At 45.4% G+C, this 22,627-nt stretch carries 21 protein-coding genes; 18 read left to right on the top strand and 3 right to left on the bottom strand.

All coding sequences use genetic code 11. The annotated features are described in order from the left end of the window. The first annotated feature begins 1 nt into the window (after position 1). From ACFVU8_RS05395 to ACFVU8_RS05365, 7 genes are all read left to right on the top strand, one after another. Entirely contained in the window at positions 2-676 is a 675-nt protein-coding gene (locus ACFVU8_RS05395; protein ID WP_387426135.1) for an urea amidolyase associated protein UAAP2, read from the top strand. Beyond that, positions 669-4,289: an urea carboxylase gene (gene uca / locus ACFVU8_RS05390; RefSeq protein ID WP_387426134.1), complete on the top strand. Its 3,621-nt coding sequence runs from the start codon at positions 669-671 to the stop codon at positions 4,287-4,289. The genes ACFVU8_RS05395 and uca overlap by 8 nt, the downstream gene beginning before the upstream one ends. Beyond that, positions 4,286-6,019: an allophanate hydrolase gene (locus tag ACFVU8_RS05385; protein ID WP_387426133.1), complete on the top strand. Its 1,734-nt coding sequence runs from the start codon at positions 4,286-4,288 to the stop codon at positions 6,017-6,019. Before uca ends, ACFVU8_RS05385 begins: the two co-directional genes overlap by 4 nt. Positions 6,020-6,784: 765 nt before the next feature. Continuing rightward, positions 6,785-7,810, top strand: a complete 1,026-nt coding sequence (locus tag ACFVU8_RS05380) for a LacI family DNA-binding transcriptional regulator (protein ID WP_387426132.1) — start codon at positions 6,785-6,787, stop codon at positions 7,808-7,810. A gap of 135 nt (positions 7,811-7,945) precedes the next feature. Continuing rightward, on the top strand, positions 7,946-8,875 hold the full coding sequence (locus ACFVU8_RS05375; RefSeq protein WP_175371032.1) for a carbohydrate kinase family protein: 930 nt from the start codon (positions 7,946-7,948) through the stop codon (positions 8,873-8,875). Between the two features lie 56 nt (positions 8,876-8,931). Next, positions 8,932-10,302, top strand: a complete 1,371-nt coding sequence (locus tag ACFVU8_RS05370; RefSeq protein ID WP_387426131.1) for a family 4 glycosyl hydrolase — start codon at positions 8,932-8,934, stop codon at positions 10,300-10,302. A 32-nt stretch (positions 10,303-10,334) separates the two neighbouring features. Then, positions 10,335-11,267 carry a sugar phosphate isomerase/epimerase family protein gene (locus tag ACFVU8_RS05365; protein WP_387426130.1) on the top strand — a complete coding sequence of 311 codons (933 nt, stop codon included), beginning with the start codon at positions 10,335-10,337 and terminating at the stop codon, positions 11,265-11,267. A gap of 314 nt (positions 11,268-11,581) precedes the next feature. Here ACFVU8_RS05365 and ACFVU8_RS05360 read toward each other — a convergent pair whose 3' ends face one another. Next, positions 11,582-12,121, bottom strand: coding sequence for a GNAT family N-acetyltransferase (locus ACFVU8_RS05360; RefSeq protein WP_387426129.1), 540 nt, complete (start codon positions 12,119-12,121; stop codon positions 11,582-11,584). Positions 12,122-12,607: 486 nt separating this feature from the next. On the opposite strand from ACFVU8_RS05360, the gene ACFVU8_RS05355 reads away from it, so the two are divergent. Genes ACFVU8_RS05355 through ACFVU8_RS05345 form a run of 3 tightly spaced genes read left to right on the top strand, consistent with a single transcriptional unit; the run spans position 12,608 to position 14,170 of the window. Further along, positions 12,608-12,916, top strand: coding sequence for a hypothetical protein (locus tag ACFVU8_RS05355; protein ID WP_387426128.1), 309 nt, complete (start codon positions 12,608-12,610; stop codon positions 12,914-12,916). Between the two features lie 51 nt (positions 12,917-12,967). Then, on the top strand, positions 12,968-13,606 hold the full coding sequence (locus ACFVU8_RS05350) for a hypothetical protein (protein ID WP_387426127.1): 639 nt from the start codon (positions 12,968-12,970) through the stop codon (positions 13,604-13,606). 27 nt (positions 13,607-13,633) lie between these two features. Beyond that, positions 13,634-14,170 (top strand): GNAT family N-acetyltransferase, encoded by a 537-nt coding sequence (locus ACFVU8_RS05345; RefSeq protein WP_387426125.1) that lies wholly within the window; start codon positions 13,634-13,636, stop codon positions 14,168-14,170. Between the two features lie 155 nt (positions 14,171-14,325). Here ACFVU8_RS05345 and ACFVU8_RS05340 read toward each other — a convergent pair whose 3' ends face one another. Together ACFVU8_RS05340 and ACFVU8_RS05335 are read right to left on the bottom strand one after the other, a co-directional pair. Further along, on the bottom strand, positions 14,326-14,997 hold the full coding sequence (locus ACFVU8_RS05340; RefSeq protein WP_379466914.1) for a hypothetical protein: 672 nt from the start codon (positions 14,995-14,997) through the stop codon (positions 14,326-14,328). A gap of 78 nt (positions 14,998-15,075) precedes the next feature. Beyond that, positions 15,076-15,708 carry a hypothetical protein gene (locus ACFVU8_RS05335; RefSeq protein WP_387426124.1) on the bottom strand — a complete coding sequence of 211 codons (633 nt, stop codon included), beginning with the start codon at positions 15,706-15,708 and terminating at the stop codon, positions 15,076-15,078. 262 nt (positions 15,709-15,970) lie between these two features. Here ACFVU8_RS05335 and ACFVU8_RS05330 point away from each other — a divergent pair, with 262 nt between their 5' ends. From ACFVU8_RS05330 to ACFVU8_RS05295, 8 genes are all read left to right on the top strand, one after another. After that, complete coding sequence (locus tag ACFVU8_RS05330; protein WP_387426123.1) at positions 15,971-17,056, top strand: hypothetical protein; 1,086 nt, start codon at positions 15,971-15,973, stop codon at positions 17,054-17,056. Positions 17,057-17,487: 431 nt separating this feature from the next. Then, positions 17,488-17,859, top strand: coding sequence for an iron chaperone (locus ACFVU8_RS05325; RefSeq protein ID WP_387426122.1), 372 nt, complete (start codon positions 17,488-17,490; stop codon positions 17,857-17,859). A gap of 298 nt (positions 17,860-18,157) precedes the next feature. Then, complete coding sequence (locus ACFVU8_RS05320) at positions 18,158-18,796, top strand: FMN-dependent NADH-azoreductase (RefSeq protein ID WP_387426121.1); 639 nt, start codon at positions 18,158-18,160, stop codon at positions 18,794-18,796. Positions 18,797-18,954: 158 nt separating this feature from the next. Beyond that, positions 18,955-19,293 (top strand): ArsR/SmtB family transcription factor, encoded by a 339-nt coding sequence (locus ACFVU8_RS05315; protein WP_066366735.1) that lies wholly within the window; start codon positions 18,955-18,957, stop codon positions 19,291-19,293. Between the two features lie 14 nt (positions 19,294-19,307). Beyond that, complete coding sequence (locus ACFVU8_RS05310) at positions 19,308-19,760, top strand: SRPBCC family protein (protein WP_387426120.1); 453 nt, start codon at positions 19,308-19,310, stop codon at positions 19,758-19,760. A gap of 157 nt (positions 19,761-19,917) precedes the next feature. Next, the gene (locus tag ACFVU8_RS05305) at positions 19,918-20,256 is read left to right on the top strand and encodes a hypothetical protein (protein ID WP_387426119.1); all 339 of its coding nucleotides are present in this window, start codon (positions 19,918-19,920) and stop codon (positions 20,254-20,256) included. Between the two features lie 328 nt (positions 20,257-20,584). After that, positions 20,585-21,508 carry an aminoglycoside phosphotransferase family protein gene (locus ACFVU8_RS05300; protein WP_387426117.1) on the top strand — a complete coding sequence of 308 codons (924 nt, stop codon included), beginning with the start codon at positions 20,585-20,587 and terminating at the stop codon, positions 21,506-21,508. Positions 21,509-21,704: 196 nt separating this feature from the next. After that, complete coding sequence (locus ACFVU8_RS05295) at positions 21,705-22,622, top strand: GNAT family N-acetyltransferase (protein ID WP_387426116.1); 918 nt, start codon at positions 21,705-21,707, stop codon at positions 22,620-22,622. Positions 22,623-22,627: the final 5 nt, after the last annotated feature.

Raw genomic sequence — 22,627 nt, 5'->3', positions numbered from 1 at the left:
CATGAGCACTCATACACTCGAACCTGTACACAGCACGCTGGACCCGGCCCAAGCTGTTTATGACAAAATCATTCCGGCAGGTGAAGGCTGGATTCATGACCTTGCCGCCGGGCAGGTGCTCCGAATCCTTGATCTGGAAGGAAATCAGGCGGTTGATACGTTGTTTTACGCGGCTGAAGATCCTGCAGATCACTACAGCGCCATTCAGACGATTACCAGACAGCAGAATTTGTATTTGACGACAGGCTCAGTGCTGGTGGCTGAATCCGGACGGGAGCTGCTGCGTATCACCGCAGATACTTGCGGACGGCACGATACGATTGGAGGAGCTTGCTCGGCCCAAAGCAATACCGTCCGTTATTCTCACGATACGCTCCCCATGCATAATTGCCGGGATACGTTCATGCTGATGCTGTCGGGTCGGAGTGAATTTTCCAAAAGAGATCTCGTGCCCAATGTGAACTTCTTCATGAATGTCCCCGTTACACCGGAAGGTGAGCTGACCTTCGCAGATGGAGTGTCCGGTCCCGGGCGTTATGTGGAGCTGGTCGCGCTTGTTCCTGTAACGGTGCTGATCAGTAATTGCCCGCAGCTCAATAACCCATGCAATGCATATAACCCTACACCCGCACAAGTGCTGATCTGGGATGCAGAAGGGAGTGAGACTCATGTTTAAAAAAGTGCTTATTGCCAATCGCGGGGCCATCGCTGTAAGAATTATCCGAACACTGCGCAGCATGGGGATCGCCTCTGTTGCAGTGTACACCAAGGCAGACCGGGACAGCCTTCATGTTGAACAAGCGGATGAATCCATCCTGATCGGAGAAGGTCCGGCTAAAGAAAGCTATGTGAACGCAGAGCTTATTTTACAGACAGCGGTAGCGGCCGGAGCGGATGCGATCCATCCGGGTTATGGATTCCTGAGTGAGAATGCCTCTTTTGCCAGGGCCTGTGGAGAACACGGTATCACTTTTATTGGGCCTTCCCCGGAGCATATTGAGATGTTTGGGCTAAAACATACCGCACGTTCCATTGCTGAGCAGGCTGGTGTTCCCATGCTGCCCGGTACGGGTCTGGTTCCATCACTGGAGCTGGCCGTTGAACAGGCTATAGAGATTGGCTATCCGGTCATGCTCAAAAGCACTGCCGGTGGCGGCGGCATTGGGATGAGAATATGCGCCGATGAGTCGGCGCTGCGGGAAGCCTATGATTCTGTCACACGCCTGGCAACGGCGAACTTTAACGACGGCGGTGTTTTTCTGGAGAAATATATTGCACGGGCACGTCATGTGGAGGTTCAAATCTTCGGAAATGCCTTCGGTGAAGCCGTTGCTCTTGGTGAGCGGGACTGTTCAGTGCAACGCCGGAACCAGAAGATCATAGAGGAGACCCCTGCTCCGAATCTGCCGGATAGCACGCGACATGAGATGCACGAAAGCGCCCGGCGCCTGGCGGCGACAGCCGGGTACCGCAGTGCGGGGACCGTGGAATTTTTATACGATCCTGAATCGACGGAATTTTATTTTCTGGAGGTGAACACTCGTCTTCAGGTAGAGCATGGTGTAACAGAGGAGGTACTGGGACTAGATCTAGTGGAGTGGATGATCCTAGAGGCCGCCGGAGATCTTACGAATCTCGCCGAACGTATCCAGCCTTCGCAAGGTCACAGTCTTCAAGTCCGATTGTACGCCGAGGATTGCTTCCATGATTTCCGCCCTAGTGATGGCTGCATAGATAACATTGTATGGCCAGAAGGGGCGAGGATCGAAACGTGGATTCAGAACGGGCTTGAGGTGACTACGCTGTATGATCCGATGCTTGCCAAAATCATTGTTCATGGGGATTCAAGGCCAGCGGCGATTGAGAAAATGAGGATAGCTCTGAACCAATTGCGTGTGTATGGCATAACGACTAATCAGACTTACATTCATGCTTTTCTGGCTACGGACCTGTTTCAAGAAGGGCTGGTGTATACGAATATGCTGAGTGGATTCCATCCCGTGGAACATGCACTTGAAGTGCTTGACGGGGGAGTCCAGACGACCGTGCAGGACTATCCGGGGCGAAAAGGCTATTGGGATATCGGGGTTCCGCCTTCCGGACCGATGGATGCTCTTTCCTTTAGAATCGGGAATCGTTTGCTTGGGAATGCCGATAGTGCAGCAGGGCTGGAAATGACCTTACGTGGCGGGTCCTACCGCTTCAGGGATGAGATGATATTTTGCCTCACCGGATCAGATATGGCGGCTACGCTTGACGGCAAGTCTGTTCCTTTATATACACCTACGCTGGCAGCTGCAGGCTCGACGCTGATTTTGAATGAATCTGTTAGCGGTATGCGCAGCTACTTGTTGGTCAGCGGAGGTTTTGATATGCCGCTAACCCTAGGCAGCTCATCTACATTTACACTGGGTGGATTCGGGGGCCACATGGGGAGTGCACTTCGTCCCGGCGCGGTCTTAAAGGTGCATCATCATCGGGGTACCATGCTGCAACCACTCCCGCTGAAAGCAATTCCTGAATTTACACAGAAGTGGACGATTGGTGTGATTCCGGGACCCCATTGTACGGAGGAGTATTTGTTAACCGAATATTTGGTGCAACTGACGGAGACGGAGTGGGAAGTTCATTTTAACAGTTCGCGGACAGGAGTACGCCTGATTGGTCCTGCGCCGCTATGGGCAAGGGAAGACGGTGGGGATGCCGGACTTCACCCCTCGAATATACACGATAATGCTTATGCTGTCGGTGCGCTGGATTTGACCGGAGACATGCCCATACTGCTTGGGCCGGACGGGCCGAGTCTGGGAGGATTCGTCTGTCCGGTTACGACCGCTTCCGCCGAATTCTGGAAGGTGGGCCAGCTTCGACCGGGAGACAAAATCTCTTTTAAATTGATTACGGTAGAAGAAGCAGAGCAGCTTAGAGAAGAGAAAAATGCCTTCCTGGACGCCATGGTGAACGGTCAAACCACCCCATATCTGCCCCAATTGCAGGACATTTCTACGGGCGACTATATGCCACTGCTTGCTTATGAAGAGGATGGACGCCGGTTCAAAATCGGGATTCGTTGTTCTGGCGACGAGAACATTCTGATTGAGTATGGTGACCGTGAGCTGGATCTGCTCTACCGCTTCCAGGTGTATGTCTTAATGCAGGCTGTGAAGGATAGCGGGAACATTCCTTTTATTGAAATGACGCCGGGAATCCGTTCGCTCCAGATTCATCTGGATACGACCCGCATTACAGTGAAGGAAGCGGCTGCGATCATTCTGGATTTGGACCTGCAACTGCCGTCTCTGGAATCGATCGAAGTGCCTTCGCGAATCGTGAAGCTGCCATTATCATGGGATGATCCTGCAACACAGCTTGCCATTGAACGTTATCAGCAAAATGTACGTCCTGATGCCCCTTGGTGTCCGAGCAATCTTGAGTTTATTCGTCGCATGAACGGACTGGGTTCATTGGAAGAAGTGGCAGAGGTGGTATTCAACGCTTCCTATCTCGTGATGGGGCTTGGAGATGTATATCTTGGTGCACCTGTAGCTGTACCGCTTGATCCGCGCCATCGGCTCGTTACCACGAAATATAACCCTGCACGCACCTGGACACCGGAGAATGCCGTAGGTATTGGCGGAGCTTATCTCTGTGTCTATGGGATGGAAGGACCGGGGGGATATCAGTTTGTAGGCCGAACCGTGCAAATGTGGAACAAGTTCAGGTCAACGGCGAATTTTGAGCAAGGAAAACCCTGGTTGCTGCGCTTTTTTGACCAAATTCAGTTTTACCCCGTGTCTCAGGAAGAATTGCTGCAGATGAGAGAGGATTTTCCACGTGGGGAATTCGTTGTGGAGGTAGAAGAGACCACGTTTAACCTGGGGGATTATCTCCGGTGGCTGGAGCAGATTCAAGAGCAGTCTTTCGCTTTCCGTCAATCACAACAAGCTGCATTCCAGCAGGAGAGAGCTTATTGGAAGGAGCTTGGCATTGCCGAGCATGTGTCTGAACCGGAAAGTGTGGAGGCTTTGGAAGAGCAAGACCTGCCAGAAGGAAGTATGGGCCTCAGCAGCTCCATGTCAGGAAGTGTATGGCGGGTGCTGGTGGAAGTGGGTCAGAGTGTCCGGAAAGGCGAAGACATTATAATAGAAGAAAGTATGAAAATGGAGTTCCCGCAAAAGGCGCCTTATGACGGAATTATCGCTTCGCTCTATGTATCGTCCGGTGATCAGGTGCGGGCGGGCGATTGTATCGCAGCTTTGTATCCTACTGAGGAGGTGAATGCATCATGACAATGAAATCTGTACCTGCTCTGTTGTCCATTGAAGTTCTGCAAAAGGGATACCGCAGCTGTCAGTTTACACCTCAAGATGTCATAGCGGCAATTATTCACCGGGCCGAGCTGACTCAGGAGAAGAACATCTGGATTCTCCCGCCATCCTTAGAGCGAATTCAACCTTACTTGGATCAGCTGATGCAAAAGAATCCGGAAGACTGCCCACTCTGGGGCATTCCGTTTGCGGTCAAAGACAATATCGAGGTGGCCGGCTGGCCGCTAAGTGCGGCCTGTCCTGACTTTACTTATATTCCGGAGCATCACGCGACTGTAGTGGAACGTCTAATTATGGCAGGTGCAATCCCTGTCGGTAAAAGCAATCTGGATCAGTTCGCCACCGGACTGGTCGGTACCAGAAGCCCTTATGGCGATACGCATAACGCACTTCGTGCGGAGTTGATTAGCGGAGGTTCGAGTTCCGGTTCGGCAGTGTCTGTAGCCTGCGGTCAGGCCGCTTTTGCGCTGGGTACTGATACTGCAGGATCCGGGCGCGTTCCCGCAGCCTTAAATCATCTGATCGGTTATAAACCAGCCGTGGGCGCATGGCCTACCAAGGGCGTACTCCCTGCTTGCCGTTCTATTGATTGTGTGACTGTATTTACGCATGTGCTGGATGATGCGGAGCGGGTGGACCTGGCAGTTCGCGGATTAGACCGCGAAGATCCTTATTCAATAGATCGTCCCCTGCGGCGGGGAGTTATGCCGGGCACCTTTTTACTTCCTGCAGGATCGCTTCAGTTCTACGGACCTTATGCTGAGCAATATGAAGAGGCTTGGAATCGCAAGAAAAAAGCAATAGCAGAGCTGGGCGTGCGTGTGAAAGAAGTTGACATTTCCTTATTAGAGGAAGCGGCAGCACTCTTATATGAAGGTCCTTTGGTTGCAGAACGTTGGGCAGATCTTGAGGATTTTGTGGAAAAGCATACAGGCTCCGTCTTCCCTGTGACCGAAACGGTTCTACGCTCGGGGAGTAAACCGGAGTTCACGGCGGCCGCTCTTTTCAAGGCACAGCACAGGTTGGCTGAGATTCGACGTAGCGTTACTGCAATGCTTGAAGGTAACGTGCTCGTGTTGCCGACTTGCGGCGGGACCTGGACAAGGGAACAAGTAAAGGCGAATCCGATTGAGACGAATAGTAAAATGGGACTCTACACCAATCATTGCAATTTGCTCGATCTCAGTGCCCTTGCGCTTCCTGCGGGGTGGGCTGAAGCCGGGATTCCCTTTGGAGTTACACTGTTCACAATACCGGAAGAAGAAGCTAACCTAGTTGTTGCCTCCAGAATCCTGCTTCAGCAAGAAGACAAGATTACGGTTGCGGTGTGTGGATTGCATATGCGGGATATGCCGCTTACACATCAAATTACGGGACTCGGAGCTGTTTTCCTGGAGGAAATAGTAACCGCACCGAAATATGAGCTGTACAAGCTTCAGACGCAGCCGCCTAAACCGGGTCTCATCCGTACAGACCAAGGAGGATCATCCATCCTTGTAGAGTTGTGGGAAATGCCAAGCGCCTCCTTTGGTGCATTTACGGCCTCCATTCCTGCCCCACTAGGGATAGGGCGAGTGGAGTTAAGCGATGGCCGGCAAGTTAGCGGCTTTCTGTGTGAACCCTATGCTGCTCTGAACGCAGAGAATATTAGCTCATTTGGAGGATGGAGAGAGGCGGTTTTGGTCAGATGATGTTTTGATTGGAATAAAAGTAGTTAAGGATCAACACGCTCAGCATCCTCAACACAACGTTATCAACATAGCTTGTCGATTTGGCCTCATCAAAACAGCCAGTTTTGATGGTTGAACTCCCGCCCACAGAGCTAACGGACCGTAAAGTCCTTATTTGCGAATAAAGCTGCTTTAAGAGCACATAGCGGACTCAGATGACGCTATTTGCTCTAAAACAGCTGATTTTGAATATGATTTCTACCAATAAGGGCTCTGGAGTCCGTTAATTTCCTGAAAGGCTTGAATCTATAGTAATAAGGCTTCTGGAGTCCGTTGTTTGTCGAAGCACAGAAGAGCTAGAAGCACAGAAGAACTAGAAGCACAGAAGAGTTAAAGGAGCAGAAGAGATAAAGGCAGATAATAAGAGCTAAAGGCACATAAGAGTGAAAGGCACAGCAAAATTAAGACACATACTAACCTAATCACATATACAAAACGAACATCACCCAAAGCAAAACACGCAGCCAGAATCGAAACATACCCCAAAGCGAAACACGCAGCAGAATCGAAACATCACCCAAAGTGAAACACATAGACAATACGAAGCAGACAGCCAGACTATAACCCGGCTGTCTGCTTCGTATGTTGCAGCTAACAATGGAAATGTCGCAGAATAAAAAAGCATCAATCATAAAAAAATAAAAAGTGTTGACGAATCTGAAAACGTTTTGATATATTTTGATTATCAACTACAGTATCATTGAAAAACGTAATGATCGCAAAGAAGTGGAGGGAAACGTTCTGTCTGTCAACATTAAAGATGTCGCGAAGAAGGCCGGCGTTTCCATCTCGACCGTATCCAGGGTACTGAATAATGGGAAGTATGTGAAGCCAGAGGTTAGAGCGGTTGTGCAACAAGCGATAGAAGACCTCAACTTCGTGCCTAACAGCATTGCCCGCAGTTTGGTGAGCAAGAAGACGAACCTGATTGGCGTGATCGCTTCCGATATCTCAACCAGCTTTTTCTCTTCCACGCTTAGTTATATTGAAGAAGCTGCAAGCCAGAATCGTTACAACATTCTTGTGGGGAATATCAAAGACAATCTGGATAAGGAATTGAAGTATCTGCAGGTCTTTAAGGAGATGCAGGTGGACGGCATTATCATTATGCATGAGATGATGGATAAGCGTATTGAGCGTTTTCTCCAAGCGTTAACGACGCCCACCGTGTTCTGCAGTGCCAAACCGAATTCATCGGTAAATTGCCCTTCAGTCAACATAGATGATATGCAGGCGTCGTATGACACTGTGAAGCATCTGATCTCGCTGGGACATCGGCGTATCGCTTTTATCGGGGGAGATACGAAGGAGCTCTCGACAGGGCGTTACCGTTATGATGGCTACTTGAAAGCACTCGTGGAAGCGGGAATCTCGGTGAATCCGGATTGGGTCCGTTTCGGTAATTTCAAGCAGCAGGATGGATATGACATTATGCAGACCTTCCTCCAAAACGAACAACTGCCGACCGTTGTCTTCGCAGTCAGCGACGATATGGCCGTCGGGGCACTTAATTGTATCGTGGACCATGGTCTGAAGGTGCCTGATGACATCTCGCTTGTTGGGTTCGATGATTCGAGCATTACAGAAACGGTCCGTCCGAAGCTCACGTCATTGCATCAACCGATTCAGCAGATCGGGCAAATGAGCGTCGATATCCTGATTAAAATGATTGAAGGGCAATCGCCAGGAGTTAAGGAAGTCGTACTTAGCCACAAGCTGGTGGAAAGAAGCAGTCTGAGAAGCTTGCTGTAAGAGTCTCAGGCATCTTTTTTACTCAAATCTGATAACGTTACCAGATAATCATACGATAAAACACTTACAACTCTTTTATTTATAACTGGTAACGTTACCAGAATAATTATTCGAGATTGATAGGAGGGAATTCTTGTGCAAGCTGAAAAATCTTACGATGTGCTGCTCGTGGGAGCAGGAAATATTGATATTGTCGTAAGCGGCTGCAACGCCATTCCTGATGCGGGACAAGAGATTCGGGTGCCGAATATCTCTTTTCACATCGGGGGCGGAACTGCACTCAGTGGGTTGGGCATGGCCAAGCTTGGAATGCGCCCAATGATTACTGGACTTGTGGGTGACGACTATTGCGGAAGGTTCATCATCGATGAACTTCAGCGTTATGGGGTAGCTACAGACATTGCTTTTAGCCGAACGCAAAGTACAGGGATCAGCATCGCATTTAATCCGGAAACGGACAGGAGTTTTATCACTCACGATGGCACCGTCACAGCATTTACGCTGAATGACGTCAAGGGGCAGCTGCTGTCCGAAGTCCGACACGTCCATATCACTGGATATAACGGGCGCTCCAACCATGAGGAATATATGACTTTCGTCAAGAAAGCCAAGCAAGCCAATTTGACGGTGTCCATGGACGTTGGGTGGGATGAATCTGGCGAGTGGTACGACGGTATCTTTGAGGTCATTCCGTTTGTTGATGTGTTTTTCTGCAACGAGCTGGAAGCTCTCCATTATACTCGCAAATCCGATGTCAAGGAGGCCCTCTCTGTATTCGCTGCTCATGTACCTGTTGCTGTCATCAAACTTGGAGAGCAGGGAGCTATTGCTGCCAGTGGAAGGACGATGCTGCATCAACCTGCTTACCGGGTAACCGTTGTGGATACAACTGGAGCTGGAGATTCATTTAATGCCGGTTATCTCTACGGTTATCTGAATGGTCATGATTTGAAAAGCTGCTTGAACTTTGGTACCGCCTGTGGCTCGTTCTCAGTTACGAATCGCGGAGGCAACGCAGGATTTCCTACGTTACCTGAGTTGACCGCGTTTTTGGCCGAAAATTAGTCGCAGTTTCTATAGCTTCATTCTTAATTCCATATTACATTTGAGGAGGATTTACAATGAAATTGGCATTAATCGGGGGCGCGGGTGTTCGCGCGGTATTTTTCACTAAGAGCTTAACAATGTTGGCCCAAGAGATTGGAATCACGAAATTCGTCATGTATGACATTAACCGTGAGAAATTAGAAATCATCGGCAAGCTATGCAAGCATGTCGTTGCGGAAAGCGGCATTCCGATGGAGCTGGAATTTAGCGATGATATCGAATATGCCCTTACCGATGCGGATTACATTATCACGACCATTCGGGTGGGGAATGACCGCTCCCGTGTTATCGACGAGCAAATTGCCCTGAAGTATGGCGTAATTGGACAAGAAACAACGGGTCCTGGGGGCTTTTCCATGGCAATTCGTACGATTCCTGTACTGCTGGATTATTGTGAGAAAATCAAACGTCTTGCGCCAAACGCTTGGGTGTTCAACTTTACCAATCCATCCGGGCTTGTCACGCAAGCCATGCATACCGCCGGTTATGAACGTGTGATCGGTATTTGTGATACACCAAGTTCGACCAAGATCCGCATTGCCGAAGCGATTAACGCTAACCCAGACGAGCTTTATGTGGAGTTTGTTGGACTTAATCATCTTTCCTGGATTACGAGCGTTGTACAGGACGGTGAAGAATTGCTGCAAGACCTCGTATCGGATAAAGCCTTTATTGCCAAGGTTGGCGAGTTCAAAATGTTCGATCCCGATTTGATCGACACCCTTAAATTACTGCCTAATGAGTACCTGTATTACTACTATAACCGGGAGCAAGCAGTTGAGAACATCATGAAGAGTGGCGATACCCGCGCCAAGTTCGTTGAAGCTAACAATGCAGAGATGCTGCGTGTGCTGGGAGAAATGGACATCGACGCTGATCCGGAAGCAGCACTGCAAACCTACCTGCGGTTCATGCACAAACGTGAGTCTTCATATATGGCTATCGAAACAAGCAAAGGCCCGATTGAGCAACCCGCAGAGGACGAGAAGCTGGAAATGCCGAACACACTCGGCTATGCCGGTGTCATGCTGGACTTCGCGAGAGCGATGAATCAAGGCATTGAGAAGCATATTGTGCTGAACATTCCAGCCGGCGACTATGTCGAAGGTTTTGAGAAAAATGATGTTCTGGAAATCACCTGCCGCATGACGGCCGAAGGCGCGGTTCCGGTTACACCGAAGAAACTGCCTGAGCATGCCTATCAACTGATGAAGAATGTGAAGTTATTCGAAAGATATACGGTAGAGGCTGTACTTAATAAATCCAAAGATTCCGCAATCAAGGCACTGATGGTGCATCCGCTTGTTAATTCCTATTCCATGGCCAAAAGCTTGGTGAACGATTACCTTGAGGCTTACGCAGATATTCTCGGAGAATGGGAATAAGCCGGGCGTATAATAGGAGGCACTCGTATCGTATGAATAAAAAAGGGATTGGAATCAGTCTGAACGCTGAATTGGTGAATGGCGATTTAGAGGCGCTGGAACGCCACTTGGGGTATATCGCAAATGCCGGATGCGATTACACAGAGCTCATCTTGCATGGACTTGACGTAGTGATCGGGGGCCGTGTTCACCAGAAACGGCTGGAGAGAGTGCGTCAGGTGTTGGATAAATACGAGCTCGGATATACGATGCATTTACCCTATGAATTGAATTTACTGTCGTGCAGCAAAGGCGATGATTACGAAAGGGTCTTCGAAGCAGGGATTGAGTTGTCAGCTGCGATTGGCGCGGACACCATCGTGTATCATAGCTCCTATGCGGAGTTGACTGATCATAATCTTATGCAGCATTATTTTCCGACGTATGGCCGATTGCCAAGGGAAGAGCTATTTCAGATCTTGCTTGAAGAGGATGCTACGAAGCTGCGTAGATTGGGGAGCATCGCCAAGGACGCTGGCATTACAATTGGAGTAGAGAACAACATCTGGTACGATATTAAGAATGATTACACCTACGGCATGAATCCGCAGACGTTGGTGGAGCATGTTCGCTACGTCGGACTGGACAATGTAGGTATTACGCTAGATGTTGGACATTGTTATCTGACTTCCATTGCTTACGGCTATGATTTCAAAAAAGCCATTGAAGCCGCGCTGCCTTATGTGAAGCACCTGCATGTGCATGATAACTTCGGGGAGCTGTACGATGCCAAGGCATTCATGAGCAATCTTCCATATGGATATGGTGATTTGCATTTGCCTGTGGGCTGGGGCGATATCCCTTATGAGGAAGTTTTCCAGTGGCTAGAACCGTATCAAGGTATCGTAAATATGGAGATTGAATTCCGGCTGTATCCTCATTTTCAGGAAGCTGTTGAAGACATGAAGAATCTTTTGGCCAAATAAGTGTATATATGTGCAGGTACATTGATTATCGAATGAACAAAAGTCCGCGATTTCGCGGACCTTTGTTCATTTTTTGTTAGGAAAGCTATGGAACAGATGGATGATCTCATAGAAGAAGTTATCCAAAGTAGCAGATAAAAATCTTTACGAAAAGGTCTGGATTTGGGATCGATTCGGAGAGAAATTCAACAAAGCAAGACGAAGAAAATGATTAGTAGACGCATGTTGTGCAGTAAACAAAGAAAAAACGACTCATAGCGTTGATATGAGTCAAGTTAATTTAGCAAGTCATCGGGCGAATGGAGTTAATAACCCTACTCATTAGGATTTATAATAGCTAACACTTGATGATCTTCCCAAATCCCATTAATTTTAACATTTTTTATTGCTATTCCTTCCTTATGAAAACCTGCTTTTTCTAAAACTCTTATAGAACCGATGTTGTGCGGTTGCACTCCGGCTTCAATTCTATGTAAATGAAGTGTATTAAAAGCATAATTGACGATTAACTTAACTGATTGTGTGGCAAAACCATTTCCATTATGTTCATGATCTAAGAAGTATCCAATGAAGGCACTTTGAAGATCACCACGCATAATTTGGAATAAACTGATGGTGCCAATGAGTTTATGAGGGTTATCTTTATAGATACCAAAATAGTATTCGATATCTGCTTGTTTATTTTGCTCACGTTTTACTATTAATTCTTGCTGTGCTTCTAAAGACCAGTAGTTAGCAGAGCGAGTCATTGAATAATTTGAAAAAAATGAGCGATTTTTATTTTGCATGAGAAGTAATTCCTCAGCATCTGAGAGAATAAATGGTCTAAGAAAAATATTTTCACTTTTTAGCATCTAATCTACCTTCCATTTGTATAATACATGACATTATATCAGAAAATATATAGTAGAAAAATTATTCATAGCATTAGTTAATGCGCAGTCCGAAGAATCTGAACAATAGCCGCATACGGCGTATCAGGGGGAGGGGACGTAAAGCGTATATATTAGTGAACCTCCGAAGTTGAGGACGGCTACTACATCTTTTTCTTTTTGAATACACCAAACATCACCGCAAGAATTAAAACAACGAGTAAGAATTTCATTGATATCACCTCTTTTTGGGATTATAGCATGATCTGCGTTGTTTGAATATTGAGGATCTGAGAGGATGAAAAACTATGTTGAAATGAGTAGTTAATTCGAAGCACGAAGACACCGAACAGTGGACCCAAACACTGGAGCAAGATGAATCAGAAGATTAGGAGGTTTTGACAGTGGGCTCCCGGAATGAGAAAATGTTATTTCATAGAACTACAAAATAATCTTGGAGGCATAACAATGAATCAGCGTTTTCGTATAACTAGATCGATGCAAGAAAGTAATGTGGAGCAAACCATCTCCTTGGAAGAGTGCAAGGACTACTTCTCCTCCCAACCCGACTTTACATACTCACAGGTTCTTATTGTTAAAGGACCAGAAAGTACCATGTCTATAGATGGTGATTTTTTCAAATGGAAGCTGATGGATGTGGAAATTCCCTTCCGTCTTTACATGGGCGATTTATACGTAGCTATTTCGCACGAAGCAATTGTTCCTAAAATGATTGAGATTGCAACGGATCTGCGTGCAGATATAGTTGAAGGGTAATCTAAGAGAGTCCCCCGTGTATCGAATCTCAATAGAAGGGCGATGCGAGAAATGGTGACCGTTGGTATATTAGGGGTTGTTCACGATGACGAATTACGGGTTAACAACAACTTATCACTTGAGTTCATCAAGGATTTGATTCTAGAGTTTAATCCAGATGTGATCTGCGGTGAAGTGCTTCCGGCTAGCTGGGAGAAGTATAAAGAAGACCCTGCGAATAGAGGCTACTGGGGTGAACCACCTAGCGAATATTGGAATCTGATTTTCCCCTTATGCGAGGAGAAGCAATTCAAGTTCGTTCCAATCGATTGGGTAGAGCTTGATGTTTGGCTGGATTTTGATCCTTTTAAAGACTTAGAGTCGTCCCAACTAGAGATATTAGAAGATCAGTCAGAGCAATGGTGGCAACAACAGCTTGCAGCAGCCAGAACGAGTGTTATACCATTTAATTCGTTGGAATTCGATCATGTAACGAAGCAGAAATATCAATGGTTAGAGACAATCAATCCCGAATCACATGCTGTTCGCTGGGTATGCAGACACCATATTATGATTCAACGCATTAAAAACGCAATCAACGATAATCCAGACGCACGAATCCTATGTATTGTAGGTGCTGACCATAACCATGCGCTGTACGAGGGATTGATCGCACAAGAGAATGTTCAACTTATCTATCCGCTAAAATAATATCAATTAATTGTGGGGATGATGCAGATGGTAGAGCCGCAAGTATACGTCCGTTTCCCGGAAGAAGCGGATGCCGCAGAATTGGCAGCATTGTACAAGCGTAATCGGGAGTTTTTTGAGGAGTTTTCGCCAAGCATCCCAGAGGAGTTCTATACAGAGGAATATCAGCTTGAGAAGATTATTAAGACTAAGGCCGATAGAGACGAGGACCAGCGGTATGACTTCTTGGTATGCCACAGGGAGGACAATCGTATTATTGGTAGCGCAGGGCTGACCTTTGTGTTGCGTAGCTCGCTTCAAAGCTGCATGATCGGATACAACCTGGACCGGGATTATAACGGCAAAGGCTATATGACCGAGGCTGTGAAGCAGGTGGTACGCTATGCATTCGAAGAGCTGAAGTTCCACCGGATCACAGGGGAAGCCTCTCCCCGGAATCCTGGGTCTATACGTGTACTTGAGAATGCCGGGTTTCATAAAGAAGGCATCTCCCGAAGCAATGTGAAGATCAACGGAGTGTGGGAAGATCATCAGGTTCTGGCCATTATCAATCCTGCAGATTGAATCTAGTCTAACATTTAAATCCATATAACGTAAAAAGGGTCGATATTTCTGACAACAGAAACATCGGCCTTTTTTTTGCCGTGTACACCTATTTATATGTAAAGTGCCCTGTTACCAGAGCAAGTTGCCGCTGATAGCAGGGAGGCCAGGGATCATTATTTAAACGGTTCGACACCAATCGTAGTACCTGTATCACCGGGGTCCTTCATTTTAATATTCGTAATATACCAACCTTCATAGCCCTGGGATGTCATTTTCTGTACAGTGACAATCGCAGATCCAGTGCCTTTCCAATTGGAAGAGCGGAGACCATAGTCGAATGAGAACTGAGTCGTTGTCTTATTCAGAGATTTTGTTTTAAGCTTGTCAATCTCAGTCATGTGTGGGCTCGAACCGCCTGTTGTCCAGTAATAATACTCGAATTCTTGCTTCGTTTTGGTACGTAGTTCAGGGGAGAAAACAGCATATTGCAATGCGCCATTGCGAGTCTGAATGCCTTTGACCCATGTATTTAAAGCTTCTTTGGCCGTAGTGGGAACCAGCCCTGCTTCCAAACGCCCGATCTGAACCGCTTGTTGAGCGGAGTCCGGTAGCGTCACTTGAACTTCATTCTTATCGGCATCATAAACTGCTTTTCCTTTAAATTTTTCGGCAAGTAGATCGATTGGAGCTAGTACTTTACCGTCTTTGACTTGAAGGTCCAGTTTGCTTGTATCAAATTCTTGGCCATTGATAATCAGATTCAATTTTGATCCTGCATAAGCGGAGCCTATAGCAATCAATACTCCGAGGCCGGTACACAGCACAATTTTCGACAGGGATTTCATTAGCACTTCACCTCTTCTTGATATATACAGAAATAGACGTTTATTACTGGGGAAAGTTTCATCTAAAGTTTTTATGCTCTACTCACTAACCTCACTTGTTTTCTCTTTATATTGATTAATCAAGTGATAGATATCCATTTTCCATATCTTATCTTCTTTTCGTAGACCTAATGCCAAGGAATTTGTCATTATTCCAACCCCCGCTGTAATAATTACGGTGACTTTATTCTCCTCTGCGGTATTTTCTTCAATTTTCAGGGATTCATAATACCGGTAATGAACTGCTATTTCTGAATCATAATTCGATGCATATTTAAAATATTCATTGCGGAACGTCTCCTGATCTGGTAATAGACCCGCATTATAAGTGATCGCATAGATCAAATCAGGATCGCCAACGGAGAGGGAGTATAGATAAACGAGTACCATGTCCTCTGGGGTGAAATCGTAAAGATAATGAAAATTCTTCTCTTCGGCTATAAATTTCACGAATGATTCCTGTTTCGCCAATGACAACTGTCTTAGATAAGAGAACCTTTTATCGTTCCCATCATTGATGCTTTCAATGCTGCCGTTAGTATTAGATAGCCGCTCGTCAAAGTGAGCTTCTGATGTTGGGGAATTTTTCTCGGTCGTTGCCGGCTCACTCTTTGTATAATCACAACCTACTAGAGATATTAAAATAATCATTGTCAATATGAGTTTTCTCATTTTACAGTCCCCTTTTGAAACCCATTGTTCTAACTAACGAATGGAGTTACCAACATATTTTTCTATTCGACGTTGTGTTGTTATGTTCCTTGCTGTTGATCACTTACTTAATTTATAGCCTGGGCCCAAGCAAAACCCAACTGGAAAATGAATAGGTTAAAACCTTCAGCGAACTTTCAGTTGGCATTAAGGGTGTCTTCATATTAGAGCCTTATGATACGGATGTAACCCCACAAAAAAACAACCGCAGGAGGATCTGAACATGAAGAAGAGACTGATCGCAGCAAGTGTATTGGCACTATCAGTAACGTTAGGTGGCGGCACACTTCTAGCCGGAAATGTTCTGGCAGCCAGTACCGTTCAAACTACGCCGAATCCAACATCAGCAACGAAAAGTCCGGTTAATGTAACGTTGAAAGGTAAAGGCTTTGGATGGGGCGGCGAACGTGTCGCACATGCTAGATTGGACAATGCAGCGATTGCCACACTTCTCGGGATAACAGAAAAGGATCTGAAGACGGCAGAACAAGCAGGGAAATCACTTGCAGTAATTGCAGGCGAGAAGGGCGTAGCAGTGCAAACAGTGGTTGACCTCGTGACCAAGCAGCTAACAACGAATCTGGACAAGCAACTAACGGACGGTAAAATTACACAAGCAGAATATGATAAGCAAAAAGCGGATGTAGCTACAAAAGCGGGTGAGATTGTTAATCGAACATTTACCGGCAAAGGAGAACACGGGAATCGCGTGAAGCTGGACAATGCAGCGATTGCCACACTTCTCGGGGTAACAGAAACTGACTTGAAGACAGCAGAACAAGCAGGGAAATCACTTGCAGTAATTGCAGGCGAGAAGGGTGTAGCGGTGCAAACAGTGGTTGACCTCGTGACCAAGCAATTGACAACGAATCTGGACAAGCAACTAACAGACGGTAAAATTACACAAGCCGAATATGATAAGCAAAAAGCGGATGTAGCTACAAAAGCGGGTGAGATTGTTAATCGAACATTTACCGGCAAAGGAGAACACGGGAATCACGTGAAGCTGGACAATGCAGCGATTGCCACACTTCTTGGGGTAACAGAAAAGGATCTGAAGACGGCAGAACAGGCAGGGAAATCACTTGCAGTCATTGCAGGCGAGAAGGGCGTAGCAGTGCAAACAGTGGTTGACCTCGTGAGCAAGCAATTGATAACGAATCTGGACAAGCAACTAACAGACGGTAAAATTACACAAGCCGAGTATGATAAGCAAAAATCGAATTTGGCTACAAAAGCGGGCGAGATTGTAAATCGCACTTTTGTGAATCGAGGCGGTCACGGCAAATTTGATCGTAATCAAGGGTGAACACTCGTTTTTAGCTGCCGAAATAAACTAAGGAACTGATGAGCATTGTTATCGAAAGAAAACGCACACTTTATTAGATTGAGTAAACCGTATTTGCACTGACACAAACTCTTGGCCTAGCGGATGCCAGAGTATTTAGTGAACAACGCAGATTATCTATGCAGAGCAGTTGATCACGTGAAAATATTAGATGTAATCGGATATGATCATGCAACAAAAGAAGGAGCAGCTAGCCCACGGCATCTGCTTCTTCTTTTGTATGCTAACACACAGCGTACGGTACGCTTAGTGTTAGATATCAATTGCAATTGCAAAGCATGGGAGAGGGCCATGTGATAGAATAAGGGTTAAGTATTACACTAGTGGACAGATTATAGTCGATAGGGAATGGGCTTGAGGACACCTCTAACGACATTTAGGAGGAGGTTAACATGGAAATTTTTGCAGAATATTTAGCGAGTATTGATAATCCAGAGCATCGGGCCCGGATGGAAGAAGTGTTGAATTGGGTGAACCAAACATTTCCGAATTTACTGCCAAAAGTGGCGTGGAAGCAACCGATGTTTACCGATCACGACACGTATATTATAGGCTTTAGCGTATCCAAACAACATTTGGCTGTGGCTCCTGAAATTGCAGGGATTACTCACTTTTCTGCTGACATTGCGCAGGCAGGCTATGATCACACCAAGCAGTTAGTACGTATCAAGTGGGAGCATCCGGTAGACTACTCATTACTTGAGCGAATGATACGCTTCAATATTTTGGATAAGGCGGAATGCACAACATTTTGGCGGAAATAGAATAATTAAGATTGACCCTTAAAGGCTGCGTAAATCGCGGCTTTTTTTATTTTTATACTTATAAGCAGGAACAGGAACTCCCTATAGTAGGATGTGTAATTCGAGTGTTTATACTTGACAGTGGATAAAAGATGTTTTATATTTAATCACGCGGTTAATTAACCGATTGGTTAAACATATTGAGACCTCAAAAGGCTAAATAATAGCCGATTAGTCTCAATGAAAAAAGATTGGAGGCATTGTCGTAACTATTTTTCCATGAGCAAACACAAATTAATTGAAGGCAGGTTATTTAATTATGGCGACAGTATTGTATATCACAGCAAACCCGAACGTTCTGGAAGCATCTTATAGCTTAACTGTAGGAGAAGAATTCGTAGAGGCTTATCGCTCCGCCAATCCGAATGATGAGGTTATTCGTCTGGATCTATTTAAATCGGATATTCCGCAACTGGATGCTGATGTTTTTAGTGGCTGGGGTAAGCTGGGAGCGGGAACTGCCTTTGCAGAATTGACCGATGCTGAAAAGGCGAAAGTAAGTCGTCTTGGGCAATTGGTGGATCAATTTGTGGCTGCCGATAAATATGTTTTTGTAAATCCGATCTGGAACTTTTCTATTCCACCTGTTTTGAAAGCATATATTGATGCGATCTGTGTTGCCGGCAAGACGTTCCGCTATACCGATAAAGGTCCAATTGGCCTGCTGACGGATAAAAAAGCTGTTCACATCCAAGCTAGCGGAAGCGTATTGTCTCCAGGCTCAGTGTATGCGGATTCTGAAATGGGTCACCGTTACTTGGACTCCATTATGAAGTTCATTGGCGTTCCTAGCTTTGAAGGCATCTTTGTGGAAGGTATGGCGAAATCTCCCGATCAAGCGCCAGCGATTAAAGAAAAAGCGATCCAACAAGCGCGCAAGATCGCAACCAGCTTCTAATCAGTCAATCAGCCTTTGCACAACCGAGCCGAGCGAGTTTCAGGTCTCTAATCCTGAACCGTTCGGCTTTTTTTCGTGCTACCACTCTGTTTACCTGATTGGAGTTTTACAAATGTAACTTCTTGACAATAGCTAGAAATCCGAATAGACTTAAACACATGGTTAAATATGATGATGAACTATTAGATAATGTGTTCCACGTACTCTCTGATCCGACGAGAAGAGAAATTCTAAGACGTCTGGGTGTTGGAGAGATGACCGTTATGAATTTGGCGAAACCTTTTGAAATGTCATTACCAGCGATCTCTAAACATCTAAGGGTGTTAGAAAAGGCTGGTTTAGTTTCGATTCGGAAGGAAGGAACTTACCGATATTATTATTTGAATCCAAAGACTGTGGATAAAGCGCACGAGTGGTTAATGGAACTCAGGAACTTCTGGACTCCCCAATTATCTAACCTGGAGCTTTTTTTGGACAATCAATCAAAAGAAGACTGACGGAGGCACTCTTAATGATAACAATGCTGAATGGAAAATACGTGCTTACGCTTCAACATGTTTATAATGCCAGTAAGGAAAGAGTGTTCCTGGCTTGGACGAAGAAAGAACAGTTAGAGCAGTGGTGGGGGCTGGTAGGTTTTACGACGACCGTTGAACTAATGGACGTTACAGTCGGTGGGAAATACCGTTTTCATATGCAAGCTCCGAATGGTGGTATGGTTTTCACTTTAGAAGGCCGGTATGTCGAGATCGTTCAGAATGAGAAGCTGGCGTTTACTTGGAAGTGGATGAATGAAGGAGACGAAGCAGAGGAAACGCTGGTTACCATTGATTTTGTTGAAAAGGACAATAAAACGGAGCTTGCAATTACACATTCTGCATTCTCCAAGATGAATGTTGTGAAAAGACATAATAATAACTGGAACAACGCTTTAGAAAATGGACTCTTGAATTATGTCAACTAAAGCCAGGTTGGACGACAAGTGCGTAGAGCACTAAGAATCATGGTAAAATACCGATTCAGTTTCGAGAGAAGCCCTCGTTTTTAATAACGGGGCTTCTTTTTATTTTTAATACTGAGATAATGTTTCACATTTATATTTACATACGGAAGACAACAACATGAATTCCTTCCCTGGCTTGAAGGAGGTTACTGCCATCTTTCCTATCCGTACCCGGCGGAGTTTGTCGCTTCGTCAAAAAATTAATATCACCAACATACTTATTGTTTCCCTGGCGTTGGTCTTCTTCACGGTCAACATCTACCGGGTTGTATTTAATCAGACGTTAGAGAGAACAGCTGCTAACTCGCAGCAAGAAGTCAACTTGATGGCGAAATCGCTGGGCACCGCACTTCTCTCTGTGCAGAATTTCTCCAAGCTTGCGCTGATCAATCAGGCTACTCAAAACATACTTGGAAGCAGGGTGGCTTTCTTGATTTTCTTAGAAAATGGTTTATAATGGAATAAAATATGTGATCGGTGGGATAAATACAGTGATGATGATGACGGTGTTCCTGACAGAAGTAAAAGGGTGATCTCAACCTAATAACGTATGAGCAAGACTGAAGCACTCTTTATTATTATGAAGGGTTCGTTTTCCGATGTCTTAGTTCATACACTCTGTTATGAATTCTCATCATTATCATCGCTTTCGTACTCTATGCTATATGGACAATTATGTCCTATTTAGCATTCGTGCGATTTAAAAGCTGTGGGATGAACGTTAGTTCACTCTGCGGCTTTTTGTGTTTTTCCAAAAGAATATGAAGTAAGGGAGAGGTTCAGAGATGGCTCATAGTAAACCGGAAGTCTCGATGGAAGAAGTGCAAAACTTGATTAAAGCTCACTTGGGGAAATCTGCTGAGGGTATACAGGCAATCGAAGGTGGTAATCTAAGCAGCGTTTTCTCATTTGCGATCGACCAAAGTGAATACGTTATTCGCTTTAGCGCGGACCAAGATGCTTTTGTAACAGAAGAGTATGTAGCGAATTTACTTACATCTAATCATGTGCTGTTCCCACAGACATTAGGATCAGGCAAAGAGGGGACATTGAAATTTTGTATATCAGAAAAGATAGCGGGGAAGCCACTAGCTGAGTATGACGTGGATCAAAGATGCAAGCTACTCCCGGATCTGATCCATCAAATTACAAGGATGAACCAGGTGTCTTTGACAAGTAAACAGGGCTTCGGGTATCTGAGACCAGATGGCTCTGGAAGCCATGAGAACTGGGAGGATGTTGTTACAGCAGTTTATGCAGAGGATCAAACGGGAACCTTTTGGGAGAATTGGTATGCGTTATTTGATACAAGTTGTCTTGAACGTGATGTCTTTAACGAATGTTATGCCCGGCTACTTGATTACAGCAAATATAACGCTCCGCATCGCTACTTCGTTCATGGCGATTGTCATGAATGGAATATCCTTTCCGATGGCTGCAAGATCACGGGGATTATTGACGGCAACTTTATGTACGGAGATTTTCTGATTGATATTGCAACAATTGAGCATATCGTTCCTAACAGAGATTTAGCCGTTGATTTTGGGAGTTATTATGAGGAAATGGGAGTGCCGATTCCTGATTTTACTAACCGATTGATTGGTGCTCGATATTTTAAAGGCTTAGACGGATTACGATTCTTTGCAAAAATGGGCTGGGATCATGCGTATATTGAACTGCGAGACAGCCTGTTGTCTTTGGCTAAATGATAGAGCTATATATCCTATATCACGAAGGGATGCAGTGAAGATGAGGTTTAAATATCAAAACTGCACGCTATGTATAAGCTAGGTAAGCTTGGATAGAAAATGCTTAGAACTATTTATTACCAAGCGATGGATCAAAAAAATAGTAAAATATCACTATTGGATCTCTAAGTATTAATAATAAATGGTGGTGTTTGGCATGCGGGAAATAGAAGTAAGGACATTTGCTAAAGAGGATATGCAGAGGTTAGGTGAGTTGTATCATGCCGTTACCGCTAATAATGACTCCGTTTTTTGGTGGGTTGGAGAAGAAGAGAATTGGCCGAACGTATTCGTAGCGATTGAGAATAAACGTATTATTGGCAAAGGACAAGTTAGTGTTATTTCCACGGTTCCCCCGGGCAGCCCGGAGGAGCGGTCGCACTATATTTATTTCAATTTGAAGGTACTTCCACTGAGAGAAGACGACTATCCACTTTATGATCTCCTGTATGAATGTTTGTTAAATAGGGCGTACGAATTAAAGGAAACACTTCCTGGTTCGAATCGGACTATTGTTGGAATTGGGAATCAATCCACTGAAGGGTATAACAATAACTATTTCATCTCGAAAGGTTTTATCTATGCGAAGAGTCTGTACACAATGCGAAGAGACTTATGCGAGAAGATTGAGGAGACCATTCTTATTGAACCTTATCGATACTTGGGAGGAGCATTGGACTCAGAGGAACGAATCGAAGAATACTTAGCGGTTGACTTGGAAATTTGGCCGGATGCCCCGATTGGACATAAGCAGTTGAGCGATAAACAGAAGAATTCTTCGTGGACTATTTTTATTGTCAGGGAAAATGAAACCTTAGTAGGGAGCATTATGGCTTGGATTGATGAAGATGGGGATGGGGATGGAATTATTGAAGATCTTTTTGTAAGAAATTCTTATCGAAAACAAGGCATTGCAAAGTATTTGCTATCTCAGGCATTAACTTATCTCAAACACCACGGCTGTACGTCCGCAGAACTTCAAGTCGAAACAGCCAATAGTTCCGCGCTATCTTTATATCACTCCGCTGGCTTCAAAGAAGTATCGGAAGAAGTTCGTTATCATCGAGAGCTCTAAAGCGT

This window comes from Paenibacillus sp. NPDC058177 (genome assembly GCF_042883835.1).
GTDB classification, from domain to species: domain Bacteria; phylum Bacillota; class Bacilli; order Paenibacillales; family Paenibacillaceae; genus Paenibacillus_AQ; species Paenibacillus_AQ agri.
This window is presented reverse-complemented; position numbering and strand designations above follow the sequence as displayed.